General features: G+C 45.9%; 17 protein-coding genes. 14 read left to right on the plus strand and 3 right to left on the minus strand.

The genetic code is table 11. The features are described 5' to 3' along the window. Nucleotides 1-11 precede the first annotated feature (11 nt). A complete protein-coding gene (locus tag CBW46_RS22405) occupies nt 12-104 on the plus strand; it encodes an IS3 family transposase (protein ID WP_424446577.1) in 93 nt (30 codons plus the stop codon). 67 nt (nt 105-171) lie between these two features. Here the strand turns inward: CBW46_RS22405 and CBW46_RS20720 are convergent, their stop codons facing one another. Further along, a complete protein-coding gene (locus tag CBW46_RS20720; protein WP_089201860.1) occupies nt 172-1,269 on the minus strand; it encodes a sensor histidine kinase in 1,098 nt (365 codons plus the stop codon). A gap of 1 nt (nt 1,270) precedes the next feature. Continuing rightward, nucleotides 1,271-1,957, minus strand: a complete 687-nt coding sequence (locus CBW46_RS20725; protein ID WP_089201861.1) for a response regulator transcription factor — start codon at nt 1,955-1,957, stop codon at nt 1,271-1,273. Nucleotides 1,958-2,204: 247 nt separating this feature from the next. On the opposite strand from CBW46_RS20725, the gene CBW46_RS20730 reads away from it, so the two are divergent. The 13 genes from CBW46_RS20730 to CBW46_RS20795 all read left to right on the plus strand — a co-directional run bounded on the left by CBW46_RS20730 (nt 2,205) and on the right by CBW46_RS20795 (nt 15,286). After that, the gene (locus CBW46_RS20730) at nt 2,205-2,852 is read left to right on the plus strand and encodes a DUF2306 domain-containing protein (RefSeq protein WP_089201871.1); all 648 of its coding nucleotides are present in this window, start codon (nt 2,205-2,207) and stop codon (nt 2,850-2,852) included. A gap of 141 nt (nt 2,853-2,993) precedes the next feature. Continuing rightward, nucleotides 2,994-3,818 carry a DJ-1/PfpI family protein gene (locus tag CBW46_RS20735; protein WP_089201872.1) on the plus strand — a complete coding sequence of 275 codons (825 nt, stop codon included), beginning with the start codon at nt 2,994-2,996 and terminating at the stop codon, nt 3,816-3,818. 242 nt (nt 3,819-4,060) lie between these two features. Next, complete coding sequence (gene vanY, locus CBW46_RS20740) at nt 4,061-4,975, plus strand: VanY-A/VanY-F/VanY-M family D-Ala-D-Ala carboxypeptidase (RefSeq protein WP_089201862.1); 915 nt, start codon at nt 4,061-4,063, stop codon at nt 4,973-4,975. 255 nt (nt 4,976-5,230) lie between these two features. Beyond that, on the plus strand, nt 5,231-5,926 hold the full coding sequence (locus tag CBW46_RS20750; RefSeq protein ID WP_089201864.1) for a response regulator transcription factor: 696 nt from the start codon (nt 5,231-5,233) through the stop codon (nt 5,924-5,926). Beyond that, nucleotides 5,919-7,022 carry a sensor histidine kinase gene (locus CBW46_RS20755; protein WP_089201865.1) on the plus strand — a complete coding sequence of 368 codons (1,104 nt, stop codon included), beginning with the start codon at nt 5,919-5,921 and terminating at the stop codon, nt 7,020-7,022. Before CBW46_RS20750 ends, CBW46_RS20755 begins: the two co-directional genes overlap by 8 nt. A gap of 101 nt (nt 7,023-7,123) precedes the next feature. Then, nucleotides 7,124-8,035, plus strand: coding sequence for a carbohydrate ABC transporter permease (locus tag CBW46_RS20760; RefSeq protein WP_207802351.1), 912 nt, complete (start codon nt 7,124-7,126; stop codon nt 8,033-8,035). Between the two features lie 57 nt (nt 8,036-8,092). Further along, on the plus strand, nt 8,093-8,923 hold the full coding sequence (locus tag CBW46_RS20765; protein ID WP_424446881.1) for a carbohydrate ABC transporter permease: 831 nt from the start codon (nt 8,093-8,095) through the stop codon (nt 8,921-8,923). 106 nt (nt 8,924-9,029) lie between these two features. Continuing rightward, on the plus strand, nt 9,030-10,190 hold the full coding sequence (locus tag CBW46_RS20770) for an efflux RND transporter periplasmic adaptor subunit (RefSeq protein WP_089201867.1): 1,161 nt from the start codon (nt 9,030-9,032) through the stop codon (nt 10,188-10,190). 40 nt (nt 10,191-10,230) lie between these two features. Next, entirely contained in the window at nt 10,231-11,520 is a 1,290-nt protein-coding gene (locus CBW46_RS20775; RefSeq protein WP_089201868.1) for an ABC transporter substrate-binding protein, read from the plus strand. A 685-nt stretch (nt 11,521-12,205) separates the two neighbouring features. Next, nucleotides 12,206-12,475 carry an HIT family protein gene (locus tag CBW46_RS20780; protein ID WP_243633423.1) on the plus strand — a complete coding sequence of 90 codons (270 nt, stop codon included), beginning with the start codon at nt 12,206-12,208 and terminating at the stop codon, nt 12,473-12,475. 360 nt (nt 12,476-12,835) lie between these two features. Continuing rightward, nucleotides 12,836-13,390, plus strand: coding sequence for a phosphotransferase (locus CBW46_RS20785; protein ID WP_243633424.1), 555 nt, complete (start codon nt 12,836-12,838; stop codon nt 13,388-13,390). A gap of 313 nt (nt 13,391-13,703) precedes the next feature. Next, entirely contained in the window at nt 13,704-14,681 is a 978-nt protein-coding gene (locus tag CBW46_RS20790; RefSeq protein ID WP_089201869.1) for a phosphotransferase, read from the plus strand. Nucleotides 14,682-14,824: 143 nt separating this feature from the next. Continuing rightward, nucleotides 14,825-15,286, plus strand: coding sequence for a GNAT family N-acetyltransferase (locus CBW46_RS20795; protein ID WP_089201870.1), 462 nt, complete (start codon nt 14,825-14,827; stop codon nt 15,284-15,286). Nucleotides 15,287-15,404: 118 nt separating this feature from the next. Here the strand turns inward: CBW46_RS20795 and CBW46_RS21560 are convergent. Next, nucleotides 15,405-15,787: hypothetical protein (locus CBW46_RS21560; RefSeq protein WP_207802352.1), on the minus strand; the 383-nt coding region annotated here is incomplete at its 5' end.

Here is a 15,787-nt window from a genome sequence, read left to right on the forward strand (position 1 = left end):
TAAAGAGGGACATTGACGCCTACATCCACTTTTACAATAACGAACGATTACAAGCAAAATTAAACGGCCTTAGTCCAATGGAATTCAGGACCAAGGCCGCCTAACCAATTTTAATTATTTGTACTGTCTACTTGACGGGGTGCAGTTCAATGTCGGCAGTCTTCCTTTGCATCATTCGGCTATTTTGGGTTCGGTCTTCTTATCGGTTAGCGCAGGAATCCAGCCTGAGAGGGTGGCGCCTCCGCTCGGCAGGTTACCCGCAGCAAGCTCGCCTTTATGCTGGCGGATGATGCGCTGTGATATGGTCAGCCCCAATCCGGCGCCGCCCGTCGCACGATTTCTCGACTGCTCTCCCCGATAGAGAGGTTCAAAAATACGTTTGAGTTCCTCCGGCAGAAAGCCCGGCCCTGAATCTTGGATTGTGAACGACGCTCGATCTCCTTTCCGGCGGCATTGAACGAGAATTCGGCCATGATCAGGTGTGTACCTTACAGCGTTATCCAATAAATTGCTCAACGCGCGCTCTAATAAATGCAAATCCGCTCTAATCCAACAACCATCCGGCACGTAAAGGGCGACGATGGAGATGTGCTTCTGCTGCGCTTGCGGCTGCAGGCTGTCGATCGATTTTTGAACAATATCGTTAAAGTCTGCGGTGTCCTCGCTTAGCTCTGTTGCCAAATATTCCATCTTTGTAAAGATGAAGAGATCCTCAACCAACCGGTCCAATTGTGATGATTTCTCCTTGCAAACGGCCACATACTTTGCGATTTGATCCGGTGTTTGTGCAATGCCTTGCTCGAGCCCGTCCAAATAACCGCGCAAGGCAAATAAAGGTGTCCGCAAGTCATGCGCGACGGCAGCGATAACGAATCGTCGTTCCTCCTCCAGCTCCGCTTGCTTCCGGTGCGAGTTTTCCAGTCCATTCACCATGACTTCAAACCCATCCCGAACCTCGGCAATCTCTCTGATGGTCGATGGCGGCAGCTGAACGTCCCAATCACCTGCAGCGATTTGTCGAGCTGCCTGGCCCATTCTCTCAAGGGGCAAGAGAAGGAGCCTTCGCATGCAAACGCCTACAATAAAGAAAGCGAGCAGTAGTCCTGCGAACGCAGCAACCATGGGAACCGTATACGAATTCGGCCGGTCCTCTCCAATATGCAACGATTGGGTCGTGATGAAGTGCGCGGCGACAAAGAAAACCCATGGCAGCAGCAGGAGGAGTACCAAGCTGAGCAAGGCATAGGTACGAATACGGAGCTTCCTCATGTTACACGCCCTCGAAGCGATAGCCAACGCCCCACACGTTGGTCAAATATTGCGGCTGATCCGGATCGAGCTCGATCTTCTCGCGAAGACGGCTCAGATGGACACGAATCGTATGCTTATCGCCGACTCCATCCCAGAACTTCGTGAGCAATTGGTCATAGGTAAATACTTGTCTCGGATGCTCCGCAAACAATCGCAGCAGCTCATATTCCTTCGGCGTGAGAGAGACGTTCCTTCTATCTACGAACACTTCTCTTGTGGACAAATCGAGCTTGATGCGACCATAGTCCAATACCTTGACCGTAGTTGCTTGCTGCGTGCCGATGCGTCGTAGAACAGCCTTCACGCGGGCAACGATCTCGCCGGGTGAAGCGGTTTTGACGATATAATCATCGCCCCCGAGCGTCAGCCCTCGAATCTTGTCCACATCATCGCTTCGTGCGCTCAAGAAAAGGATAGGCACGTTACTCTCCGCCCGGATCCGGCGGCATAACTCAAATCCGTTTTGGCCCGGCATCATGATGTCAAGAACAATACAAGAGATGGAGCTTTGTTGGAACAAGGCCCACGCTTGAACGGTATCACACCCGGTTATAACGTGAAAATTTTCGTACTCTAAAAAGTCCCTCAATAGTTCGACGATACTTTGGTCATCGTCTACCACCAGTATCGTACTTATTTCGCTCATGAATATCCCACCTTTGAATTCCAGTTTATCATTTTTCCGCCGGCAACTATCGCAACTACCTGATTTGTGATGAATTGTTTATTGTTTTGTGACCTTTGTACAACTTCGTTTGAGATATTCGTTTGTTACAATTCTTCTTGCGAACACGGACGGCAAAACCGCGAACATTGCTTCGTCCGACGCAGAAACGGATAAAGGAGGTATGCACATAGAAAAAAAGTATGGGGGCGCGGGGGTTTTGTATCGCATGAAGCAGCGGAAAACATTATATGGTCTATTAGCCTGCGTCAGTATTGTATTTATCCTTTACGCCTTGGTGGTCAATTATATTATCGATCCCGGAGCCGAGGAATTTTTGACCAAGAAAACCGGACTTAAGCGCGAGCTTAATCTCCCGGTCTGGTTAAACGTTATGCACGTTCATGTTGCGTTTGCCTGCATCGCCATCGCGGCGGGGGTGCTAAACTTTTCTAATCGAATCTTTGAAAAAAGCCGTAAGTTCCATCGCATTAACGGCTACGTTTATTTAGCGTCCGTACTTCTTGTCGTGATTACGTCCGGATACTTGGCGCCGTACGCCACCGGAGGGAAAATAAGCAGTGTGGGGTTCAATGCGCTAAATATTTTGTGGCTGCTTATAACCATTATAGCGCTCGTCCAAATCAAAAAGAAACGGATCGTCAGGCACCGGAACTGGATGATCAGAAGTTACGCCTTTTGTTTTACGAACATGTCCATTCATCTGATCACCTCCCTTTTTCATCAGGGATTCGGTCTCATTTACGTTACTAGCTATACAATTGGCGTTTACGGCTCTATTGTGCTGCTGCTCATCATTCCTGACGTCATCATTAGAACGATCGGTCCATCCAGAGAGGTTATTATTTCGCCATAAACAGGTGGGCGGCGCTTACCTCCGCATGATTTGAGCAGTGTACTGGTATCCCTGTTTATTAAGAATAAACAAAAATCGCTTAAGGCTAAAGGATTCATTCCGTTTTATGCCTTGAGCCACACGAAAGGAATAGGTGTAAGGATGAAAAAAATATCTGGATTACTCATGTCGTTCGCCCTAATTGTAAGTCTAGTTGCCCCTGCAGCAAATGCGAAAACAAAAGAGAACAATAATGCATTCAAGGACAAAAGTATGCATGTTCAAATCGTGTTATTCGATGGTTTCGATCTGTTGGACGCATTAGCGCCATATGAAGTTTTCGGTGCCGCAGGAATGTACTCAGGAGGAGCAGTTACTATAGAATTGGTATCCGCAGAAGGTAAGCGTTCTGTCCCGAGCGGTAATGGCCCCGCCCTCGAAGCCCAAGCCGCATTAGACCCAAATCGTTCGGGAATTATTTTAGTGCCTGGAGCTTCTGGTAAGCCGGCGGGAAATTCGGAAGATGCCATTCCTAATATATTGAGCAAGGCCATGAAGACAGGCTTACCGGATATGTTGAAACGAGCGTTTAACAATAAGGAAGTTACTGTGGCTACAGTATGTGGAGGCTCTTTGCTGCCTGCAATGGCAGGTTTGTTGAAAGATAGACATGCAGTTACCAATCATATGGGCATGGCTGCGTTAGAGGCTGCCGGTGCGATTCCGGTTAATGCAAGAGTCGTTGAAGATAGTCCTCGCTTCGTGAGCGGGGGAGGTGTCACTTCGGGACTTGACGTGGCCTTGTATTTGGTTGAACGTGAGTTAGGGCCGCAAATCGCAAATGCCGTAGAAAAGTTATTCGAGTACGAGAAAAGAGGTACGGTATGGCGAGCAGAAGGCATTGTTCCGGTCGACTTTAACACGAGTCCGACAGCGTCTGAGCAAAAACAACCGGCTGCTAATTCCGTTAGCGCTGCCAAACAGTGAGAGATCGAACCTAGCGAGCTGTCAGGGTTGGCGCTGTCAAATTACAAGCTCATAGCCCAAAGCTCCCTGCACGAGAAAAAGGGACCGAATCCACATCGGATCGATCCCTGCTTCATTTTCTTACGGTTTAACGGTCTCGCTAATGCTTCCCCTTTTTAAGAAAAATTTTATTTTTTACCCCATTTCTTTTTAAATAGTTTTCCTTACACTAAAGTGGATGAGGGATTAGGAGGAAACTAAGGATGAAGAAATGGTTGATCGGGCTTATTATACTTTTAATTCTTGGCTATGGCGTTACTCAATATAAACCGAAAGTCGATAAGGAGAAACTACCCGAAATAAACTATCAAGTGCAAGATGAGATTCCTCAAGAGAGCGATCTTACGATTCAGGTAACAAAAGATCAAATTTACAAAGGCAATTTGTTGTTGGTCAATAAGCATTATCCTGTGCATCCAGAGGGTGTAGAGCCCGACGCGGTCGCTCTGGCCAAGCACCAGGAGCTGGTCAACGGATTCGTGCTGCTGGATAACTCGATCCGGTTGTCACGAAGCTTAGTGCAAAAATTCACAACAATGATTGAGGCCGCAGAGAAGGATGGGGTTAACCGATTTTTAATCAGCAGCGGTTATCGCGACAATAAAGAGCAAAATGAGCTGTATCAACAAATGGGTGCGGAATATGCGTTGCCTGCAGGATATAGCGAACATAATTTAGGTTTATCGCTGGACATTGGGTCTACGCAAGCGGAGATGAGCCGAGCCCCGGAAGGAAAGTGGCTGAAAAAAAACGCATGGAGCTACGGGTTCATTTTGCGTTATCCGAGCGACAAAACTGCAATCACAGGTATTCAGTTTGAGCCCTGGCATTTTCGATATGTCGGGCTGCCGCACAGCGCCATTATGTATGAGAAAGATTTTGTTCTAGAGGAATATTTGGATTTTTTGAAGCAGCAGAAGTCCATTACGACTACGATTGAAAACCAAGTCTATGAAATCTTTTACTATCCGATCTCCAAAAATACAACGATCCATGTGCCTGCCAATGGCCGCTATGAAATTTCAGGCAACAATATGGATGGCGTGATTGTGACGGTGTATGTCGGTACGCGGGGCGAAGTGCCGATGGATGGGATTCCGCCGGAGGAGGGCGAATGAAAGCCGGAAGATCGCTATTTCGCTGCAGTATGCGCCGTATTGTTATCAAATTTACCATTCACCTTTACATCGTGAGCCGCACGCTTCTCAAGCGTCGGAGGCGGCTTTGCCGAACATCGCCAACGATGCTTGGTTTTTCACGGATTCCGCCGAAGCGTGGGCAGAAGATCCTCCGGACGAGCATCCGCGCGTCGCTGTTGCGGCAAGGAAAATCTGATACAATACAGTTATTATCAATTTCTGCCTGAGGTGACCATGAAACCGATGACCATTTTAATAGCGGACGACGAACCGGAAATTGCCGATCTGATAGAACTGCATTTGCTAAAAGAGGGCTACCGATGCATTAAAGTTTCCGACGGGCGGGAGGCTGTGCAGGTTATTCGGACGAAGTCGGTCGATTTGGCGATTCTCGATATCATGATGCCGAAGCTGGATGGCTACGAGGCGACACAACTCATCCGGGAAAGTCATCATCTGCCCATTATTTTTTTAAGCGCCAAAGCGAGCGACCTCGATAAAATTACAGGACTGGTAAGAGGAGCCGATGATTATGTGACCAAACCGTTCAACCCCATGGAATTGGTCGCTCGCGTGAATGCGCAGTTGAGGCGTGCAATGCAGTTCAATGCATCGGTGACTTTGAACACATCCGTTTTGGAGACGGGCGGCTTGATCATCGATCCCGAACAACGAGCTGTTTTTCTGTATGGTAATCCGATTGAACTAACTCCGAAAGAGTTTGATATTTTATACCTGTTGGCCAGTCATCCGAAGAAGGTCTTCAGCTCAGAAAATATTTTCGAACATGTATGGGGGGAGGCCTACCACGAAGGGGGCAATACAGTCATGGTGCATATACGCACGTTGCGGAAAAAGCTAGCCGAAGACACTCATAGAAACAAATGGATCAAGACGGTTTGGGGGGTGGGCTACACATTCAATGGCTAAAATGACCCGAAACTTTCGATTTAAAATGATTCAATTCTTTGGTTTAAGTATGCTCTGTTCCGGTACGAGCACCTATGTGCTCTGTAAATTGATGCAAAGCTATTACTATACAACGCAGTTCGAAAATCCGTTGACGAAGGTTCGTTATTTCATGCGGGAAGTAGGGGACGTTAACTTCTTTCTGCTGATTTTTATTCCTCTCTCCTTTCACTTTTTCTTTCTCCTCACGAAACGGTATTCGCTTTATTTTCATGAAATATCGCACGGAATCAATCAGTTGGCGAATGGCAACTTCAACAGCCCGATACGCATTCGTTCGAACGACGAGTTCGAAGACATTGCGCAAGACATCAATCAGGCAAGTGAAAAATTGAAGCAAGCTATGGAGCGGGGAGATTTTGCGGAAAACAGCAAAGAACAATTAGTGTTGAATTTGGCGCACGATTTGCGTACACCGCTCACTTCCGTTTTGGGCTACCTGGATTTCATCCTTCAGGGCGAAGGGCTCACGACGGAACAAATCAAACACTATACGCACATTGCTTTCACCAAGTCTCAACGCCTGGAGAAGCTGATTGATGAGCTGTTTGAAATCACCCGCATGGGCAAGCTCACGATTGACAAAAAACCGATCGATTTAAGCGAGCTGCTCATCCAATTAAACGAGGAATTATACCCTGCTTTTGAGAAAAATAACCTGACAACCCGCGTGAATGCGACTCCGCATGTGATGATTTGGGGCGACGGAGAGCAATTGGCGCGCGTATTTGAAAATCTTCTCACGAACGCCATCCGCTATGGCAGAGACGGCCAATATATAGATATTCATTGCCATCTTAATGCGGATGATGCAGTGGTTCAAGTGGTCAATTATGGTGATTGCATTCCCCCGGAAGAGCTGCCGTATATCTTCGATATGTTTTATACGGGCGATAAAGCGCGAACACAACGGGAAGGAAGCTCCGGCATTGGCTTGTTCATTGCGAAAAATATTGTAGAGCAGCATCAAGGCACCATCACGGCCCAAAGCGACCGAATTCATACGCTATTTGAAGTCCGGTTCCCACAAATAATGGCACCCGAAGGACATGGCTAACCAGAATGCCAGTCATTTAATAAAAATTTTATTTTTACCCTACTTATTCTTTAAACAATCCTCCCTATTCTAAATGCATGAGCAGATGGAGGAAACTGAGAATGAATAAGTGGGGTTTTTGGCATGGCTTTAGTATGAGGATAAAAAGAAAAAAATGGATGCGTAAGGATTCAGCGGCTGCATGGATATTTCTCATTCCGAGCGGTGTCGGGTTTGCGCTGTTCTACCTGATTCCGTTTGCCATGGGATTGTTCTATTCTTTTGTGGACAATACGGTCGACAGCCGTTTTGTGGGATTGGACAATTACCGCGAGCTGCTTGCGAGCGATTCCTTCCGTAAGGCGGCATCTAATACCTTTTATTTTAGCGCAGTGAGTGTTCCGCTTAATCTCGCGCTGTCGTTAGGTTTGGCGATGCTGTTGAACACAGATATGCATCTGCGAAAATGGCTGCGGACTGCCTCTGTGCTGCCGCTGGTCGTTCCCGTCGCCTCGATTGTTCTGATCTGGCAGATACTATTTGATTGGAACGGATCCATAAATGCCTGGCTAAGCGGCTTCGCAGTGGAACCTGTCGATTGGATGAAGAGCGAAGCGGCTCGAAATGTCATCATTGTCGTTTATTTATGGAAGAACATCGGCTATAACATCATTTTATTCTTGGCGGGATTGCAGCAAATCCCGAAGGACTATTATGACACCGCCCAAACGGAAGGGGCAGGGAGTTTGAGGCAGTTTGTCAGTATTACGCTCGTCTATCTCACGCCCACGATGTTCTTTGTCGTCATTTTGTCTATTATGAACTCGTTTAAAGTATTCCGAGAAACGTATTTGATCGCAGGTGATTATCCGCATGACAGTATATACATGATGCAGCACTATATGAACAACACGTTCACGTCGTTGGATATTCAGAAGCTGACAGCCGCGGCGACTTTGATGGCTGGCTGCATTCTTCTGATTGTCATGGGATTGTTTACACTTGACCGCCGGTATCGAAAGTTCATGGAATAGAGGGGAAAATCATTGCGCATTTCCAAGGTATTGCAAAAAATTGTATTCACGATCGTCATGGGCATAGTTGCGGCCGTATTCTTATTTCCGATTGTGATCACGTTCACCAATTCGTTCATGACAGATCAGGAAATCAATATGAACTATGAGCCAATAGGGCAGATGAATGAAGCGCCTGCGGGGGGAAAAAACCTTTTTGTGAATTTAAAATTACTGCCGGATCAAGTGACCATGGAGCAGTATGGCAAAGTGTTGGTGGGCAGTCCGAGATATCTGACGATGTTCTGGAATTCGGTCTTTTTGGTGGTGCCGATCATCGCAGGACAAACCTTTGTAGCGGCACTTGCCGCGTACGCATTCTCCAAGCTGCAATTTCGCGGCCGAGATCGTTTGTTTCTCATCTATGTCTTGACGATGCTCATGCCATTTCAGGTGACACTTGTGCCGAATTACATTATGGCAGATAAGTTGGGACTGCTGAATAGTCCCAATGCTGTGATATGGCCTGCCATTTTCTCGGCTTTCGGTGTATTTATGCTTCGACAGTTCATGCTGGTCATTCCGTCTGCCTACACTGAAGCCGCGAAGATGGATGGGGCCGGCCATTTGCGGATTTTCTTCACGATCATCGTTCCCATGGTCAAACCGGGCTTTTCCGCGCTTGTTATCCTTTTGTTTGTCGATTATTGGAACATGGTGGAGCAGCCGCTGATTTTTTTGGACGATCCGTTCAGGCAGCCGCTATCCGTGTATTTATCCAGGATTAATGCTGAACGGGGGATCACTTTCGCTGCATCCATGCTCTACATGACCCCGATGGTGCTGTTATTTCTGTATGCGGAAACCTATTTCATTAAAGGCATCCAATTGTCCGGCATCAAGGGATAATTTGTGGAAGTTGATGCTCACGATGCAAGTTTTGCCTAACCAGCTTAGACAGTGCCCAAGTAACAGACTTTCCAACGGAAAGTTTTTAGGAGGAGAAAGACCGGATATGGAGTTAGCGAACGAACTGGGTGATCGCAGGCGCAAACGAAGCATTCAAATCGTCTTCATTGTTTTTATGGGATTGTTACTATTGCTTACGTTTTTCAGCAACACGCTCCAGTCACTGACCTTGCCGAAAGTGAGAACGGAACAGCTGGCCGCCGGAAGCCTTTTATTTAAGATTGAGGGCAGCGGTATATTGCAGCCGTTGGCCGAAGCGAGATTGTCGAACCCTGCTGCCTGGAAGGTCCAAAAGATTTTCGTAAAGGAAGGAGATCGTGTGAAGAAGGGGCAAAAGCTAATCGAGTATGACAGCAAAACTGCTGAACGAGAATTGGAGAATGAAATAGCCAACTTGAAGAAGATGAACATCGAGCTTCAAAATCTTCAGGATCATTTCATCCAGTCGACAAAGGGAGGGGACGAACTCAACATTCGGAGTGCAGGCCGCGCTATCGAAACACTAAAACTGGATCTAGGTACGCAGGAACGAAAAATTAGCGAGCTGAGAGATCGTTTGACAAGCGGACAGGAGCTGACAGCTCCGTTCGACGGCATCATAACAAAATTGAGTGCAGCCCAAGGATTAGCATCATCGGGAGAACCGGATGTTGTTATCTCAAATGATAGCCTTGGCTATAGATTGGATATTCCTGCCGACTCCGCGGTGTTGTCCAAGTTGGGGATTGCGGTCGGAGCAAAGGTAGAGGTCGAGGTACATCCCGTGCAGGAACAACAGACTCGTATTATTGACGGTACGATTGCTGAAATGATGGATGCTGAGCCGAGAACCGCTAGCTCATCCGGGGAAATGGCGGACCAGACCCGAGCGGTTGCTCGGAAGGCAATTCGCACCAAGGTCATGGATTCCGAGCTGAAAGGGGGTGAGCAAGCATGGATCAATATCGAGAAACGCTCACGCCTGGAAGGGCTGGTCATTTCCAACGAGGCAATTCATCGGGACCGTGAAGGGATGTTTGTTTACAAAATTGAAGAGCAGAGAGGCGCATTGAGCAATGTCTTTGTTGCCCGAAAAGTCCGAATTAAGTCCAGTGAAACGAATGACAAAGAAACGATGGTTCAAGCGGATAGCCTCTATAAGGACGACCTGGTGGTTCTGGAAAGCAGTGAGACTTTACAAGAAGGAAACCGTGTTCGTCTGCAATAGCTATGCATGAATTCGTAAAACGATAGGAGGATTTCATTCGATGAAAAAGTGGCTGTGTATGATTTTTGTTGGCATTTTAATAACATCAATAGCCGCATGCAGTGCTGGAGGCGGCGAGGAAATGGCAAGTACAGAGAAACCGGGAATCCAAGAGGGGAAAACCGCCGTTACATTGTCTATCCAGCAACCGAGCGCATTTTACCAGACAGCAGAGAAAAAGTTTGAAGAAAAGTATCCGGACATCGATCTGCAAATTCAGATTACAGAAGATTATGAACAATACCAAAAAACGACGAATACAGCGATACTATCGGAGAAAGGCCCGGATATCTTCGAAGTAAGCGGCTTGCCTATCGATGCTTATGTGAGAAAAAATCTTCTCCTGAATATGGAAAAGTTCATGGAGCAAGACGAAACACTACATAAAAGCGATTTTCAAATGAACATTTTGGATGCATTAAAGTCACATGGCAGTATGTATGCCATGCCTTTCGGGTTCTATCTGCGGGCGTTTGTAGGCGATGGCGATATTCTTCAGAACGCGAGTATCGACGATAAGAATTGGAGTTGGAAGGAGTTTGAGGAAATTTCGAAGAAACTGGGAGAGAGCGCCGCGGAACGCCGCTACGCCTTGGCGAATGACCCGCCGGACGTCCTCCTGCAAGAAATGATTGTGGATAAATACACTGAGTTCGTTGATCATACAGCGACAAAGGCAAAATTCGACTCTCCATTATTCGTGGCAGCGATGCAACAAATTAAAAATATGTACGATAATAAAGTCATAACTTCGGAACCGGCGGATGTAGGCAAGCAAATGTTCTATTCTACTGTTTTGCGATCGCCCGCGGACTTTATCAATGGTCTATATACATTCTTCGCCAATCCGCAGCTGCTGAAAAAACCGGAACAAACAGGTGGAGCGAGGATTGTCCTCGCGTCCCAGTTCGCTATTCAAGCCAAATCCTCGGTGCAAGAGGAGGCTTGGAAGTTTATTGTGTTCATGCTATCTGAAGAAGGGCAATCCCTGCGAGAGAGACAAGGATTTTCACTGCTGAAATCTGTGAATGAGAAGCAGCTGAACGACATTCAGGAACAAGTTAAAGGCGGAACGTACAAGCTTCCAGACGGGAAAGCACCCAAGGTGTCGGACGAAGCGTTTACCAAGTTCAAACAATTCATTCATACAGCGGATAACTATACGGATGCGGACGGCAAGGTGATTTCCATTGTAGGAGAAGAATCGATAGCATTCTTTAGCAAACAAAAAACTGCTGAGGAAGTAGCTAAGCTGATCCAGAACAGGGTGACAACCTATTTAAACGAGTAGTTAACATTGCAGCGCAGCTTATGCGCTGCTTTTTTCAAGCTACGAACTTCTTTGTGTTAACGAAAACAGTTGCCGTTGCTGGGATATTAAACTATCGGACACGTTGATAACAACTTACCATACAAGGAAATAGGACCGTCCCCACTTCTGCAAAGTGAACGGTCCCTTCCCACCCAATGTTGAGCCTGCCCCCCCGCAGGGCGACTATTGATGTACCCGGATTGGTTAGTAGCGATCCGGGTTTTAGTCTTTTCAAGGCTTGGACTCTTATACATTCATTATACCTAATGCCATGGATTTTCAACCACTCAACCTCCTGCATACACGTGTATCAAGGTTTTACAGTTTATTATCTCCCACCAGCCAGCTAAGATCATCGATTTAACCGGTTTCGCTTCGATGAAAAGAGGGAAACGATTGACTCATCGGCAAGAAACAGCTTGTTAAATTTTATAGCACACATAAATCTATATACAAGCGATAAAAAACCATGCATACCTTCCAATTGTAACGCTATACTGAACTATACTCGGCCGTTACTGTGAACGCATAGGAGGGAGAGTACGATGGAAGATTGCCTAATTTGCAGCCGAATCAAGATGATTAAAACTGGAACGAACAAGTATCTTGTTTCTGAATTAGAAACCTTCATGAACTACATAACGATTTTAAACAGCAGTTTCTGATGGAAATGAGTATTGTGTCTGAAGCCGTGTATAATGCCTTCAAACCAAATAAGTTAAATTATGAGCTTCTCGGTAATGGTGATTCCCATATGCATTGGCACATTTTCCCGAGAAGACTGTCAGAACCAACGCCGAATTATCCTGTGTGGTGGACACCTAGGGAAATGATGTATTCGGATGATGTCAAGCCTAACGATGAGGCGTTGGACGGAATGAAGAAAGCGTTATTGTACGAGATGCAAAAATTAACCAAATGCAGGGGGGCGTAAAATGAGATGTCGGTTGCCGTTTATGCTGTGATTGTCATGTCAGGATTAATCGAGGGTTGATATTAAACGCTCGAGGCACAAGAGCATTGTTATACATCACGACGAGGCTGCCACGGATAGAATGGCGGCCTCGTTAAGCTAAAGGGCATTGTATGGAAACTAATAGAATGTACTTTTTCCAAAATAATTCCATGGTTGCGGTTAAGCGAACTCGTCTAAGGAGCATAACTTTCACCACTGAAAAGCGGGGATGAAGCCTAGTGCCTGAGGAAGAAGTGTTAAAAGGCGGTAATGTTAATCATATTGTCCGCGTGGCGAACACTGTTCGCCGCCCCACAGGTTATTGGAGTCCGTGTGTTCTTGAATTACTCAAACATTTGGAGCAACAAGGCTTTGAGGGAGCGCCAGGATTTCACGAAAATGGATGACTTTGGTCGTGAAATATTGACATTTATTCCTGGCGAGGTTCCGGGAAACGATTACCCTGAACTTGAACCCTACCTGTGGTCGGACGAAACTCTTGTGGGTTTGGCACGCCTTTTGCGTCGATTCCACGATGCCACTAAAGGGTTCACTCTCATGACGGAAGGCAGATGGCAACTTACCTATCCCGACGATGAAGAGCACGAAGTAATCTGTCATAATGACGCCGCGTTGTATAATGTGGTCTTTCAGAAGGGTGCTCCTGTGGCACTGATTGATTTTGATATGGCAGGACCTGGTCCACGTATGTGGGATATTGCGTACACTCTTTACACAACGGTGCCACTGGCGAGTTTCGCGCCTGACTATTCCTCTGGAACTACGGTGGCATACTGCGCAGATCTACACGCCGCAGAACGCTGTCGGCGAATTCATTTGTTTTTTCAATCGTATGGAATTCCCATCTGCAACTGTGGATTATTCAACGTTTGAGAGCCCTGTGTGCTACCTTGCGAAATGGTGCCGCCAACGGAAATCGTGCGTTTCAAAAAATGGTTGATGAAGACACGTGGCCCACTATGAGAGCGAGATTCGATTTCTAAATGATCATTTGGAAGATTGGATATAGAATTGAATGTCACGCTATCGGGACACGTTATTTCAGCGATCCAGGAGCAGTTTTCCGCCGCGGCAGCTGCTCATTCTGTCGTTAAGCTAAAGGACAGTTTTGGGAAGTGATGATTTCCCCAATAACTTGGTTTACAATGGGTTTCGAACGCCAATTCCGTAAATTGGGAGGAGCATAATGTCCAGTGCAGTTGCTTTAATTAGGGATGAAATCCTAAGCTCAATTTCTGATATTTTTAAGATAAAAACCTATGATTTCTTGCAAATCAAGCAAGGTTACTTAAATCTAAAGTGGAAAATTGAAACGGATGTAGGGAGTTTATTTGTAAAGCAATACAATAAGACACGCTATCCTGAGAACTTCGTTAATGGTCTTGAAATCTCTTTGACCCATCAATCTAATCTGCATAAGGAGGGCTTCCCTGCTCCTAAGTTGTTTTCCAATCAAGGGAAGTGTGTGTTAAGGACACCTTCTCAAGAGCGGTTCGTATTAATGAGTTTATGTGAAGGTAACGTTATACCACCAGGCTCGGCAAATGAAAATCAAGCGTTCACCTTGGGGAATGCCATAGGTAAGATGCATCAAATTTTAAATTCGAACAATTTGAACGCTTATCCCTTGCATTGGGATATTCGGAACAAAGAAGAGATGTTAGAGCGTTTGAATAAAAGATGGGTTCATGCAAATAACATGAAATCCGAGAAAACGATCAGGGCATTGGAAGTACAAAGGAAGATCCTTGATGAAACGGATATAGATATTTTTTCGAATTGCGAACGAGGCTGGGGGCACTGGGATTTATTTGTAGATAATCTTTTATTCACGAGCGATTCATTATCAGCAATTCTTGATTTTGACAGAATGCACTTTGTTTATCCTGAATTTGATATTTCACGACCTATTTTGTCCTGCATGTTAGATAACGGGTCTATACATATGGACAGTGTGGCTGCTTTCGTAAAGGGTTATCGCGAATACCAGCCATTAACGCTGGAGAAATTGGTCAGGTCTATTAGGTTAACTTGGTGGAAGGAAGCGGAGTGGGTTGCAGCCGAAGGCGAAAATGATTCAATCCCACTAAAGAGATTTCGAGAAGAAAATATCTGGATCGGAGAAAATTGGAGCAACTTACACGATATATTTTCTAAAGTCTAACATCCACTTGATCCAGTTGATCATTACTAACGGCACACGAGAGCGCGGCGATGGAACCGATACATCGCTAATTTGCATTGCGGACGACCCGCTCAGCTAACGGGCAGTTATGTTACATAGACCAGAACTAGGAGGATGAGTGTATGGCTATTGTACGATTAGCGACATTAGACGATGTAGATGAACTTGTTCAAATGCGTTGGGACTTTTCTGCGGAGGATTATGGGGTTAGTACGGTTAGTTCTGAGGAGTTTCACCAGATTTGTAGCGAGTTTTTAGTTAAAGCGATTGAAAGCGGAGATTGGTACATTTGGGTGGCAGAAGTTGAAAAAAACATAGTTTCACATATGTATTTACAGTTGATACATAAAGTACCGAGACCGGGGGAAACTCGTGACCCGTATTACGGATATGTTACCAATGTCTATACTCGCCCAGCTTTTAGAAGCCAAGGTATAGGAACCGATATTCACATGGCAATGGAAAAATGGTCCAAAGAAAATGATATTGAATTTCTTATTCTTTGGCCAAGTAGCACCAGTGTTCAGTTTTATACAAGAAATGGATTTGCTCGATGTGAAGAAGCAATGGAAAAACATTGGTGATGACATACCAAGGCATTGAAGTAACGGGGAACGATAGCTAAGAACTTGCACAACGTGGTTGTCACATGGTGCTCGGCGGCCGCATAGCTGGGCGATTAACGCAACGGAAAAACAGAGTTCAAATAACTAAAATGACATCGAGGCTTCCGTAGATGAATACGGCAGCCTCGTTGCGTTCACTGGCACCTAAAGAAGTTCCTAAAATGGCGAGTATCGTCAAAAAAATTGATTCTCTTACTGAACCTTTTTCCCCACTGGAGCGAATTAAGGGTTGTAACACGTTCAGGAGGGGCCCCCATGAATGATAAAGAATTACTTCCGTGGCTTGAAAAAGCGACGTTGGGCGACGAGAGAGTCTGTAAAATATTTTGTGTAAACTCTCAAACCATACATTAAAATGGAAGAAAGGTTGGTTTGAGAGGATGGCTGAAATGGCTCGATTTAACAAAGACCAAGTGAAGGCTTTTGTAAAAGAAAATAACTTGAAAACCATGGATGACG

Origin of the sequence: Paenibacillus xerothermodurans (genome assembly GCF_002220865.2) — a bacterium.
Classification (GTDB): domain Bacteria; phylum Bacillota; class Bacilli; order Paenibacillales; family NBRC-103111; genus Paenibacillus_S; species Paenibacillus_S xerothermodurans.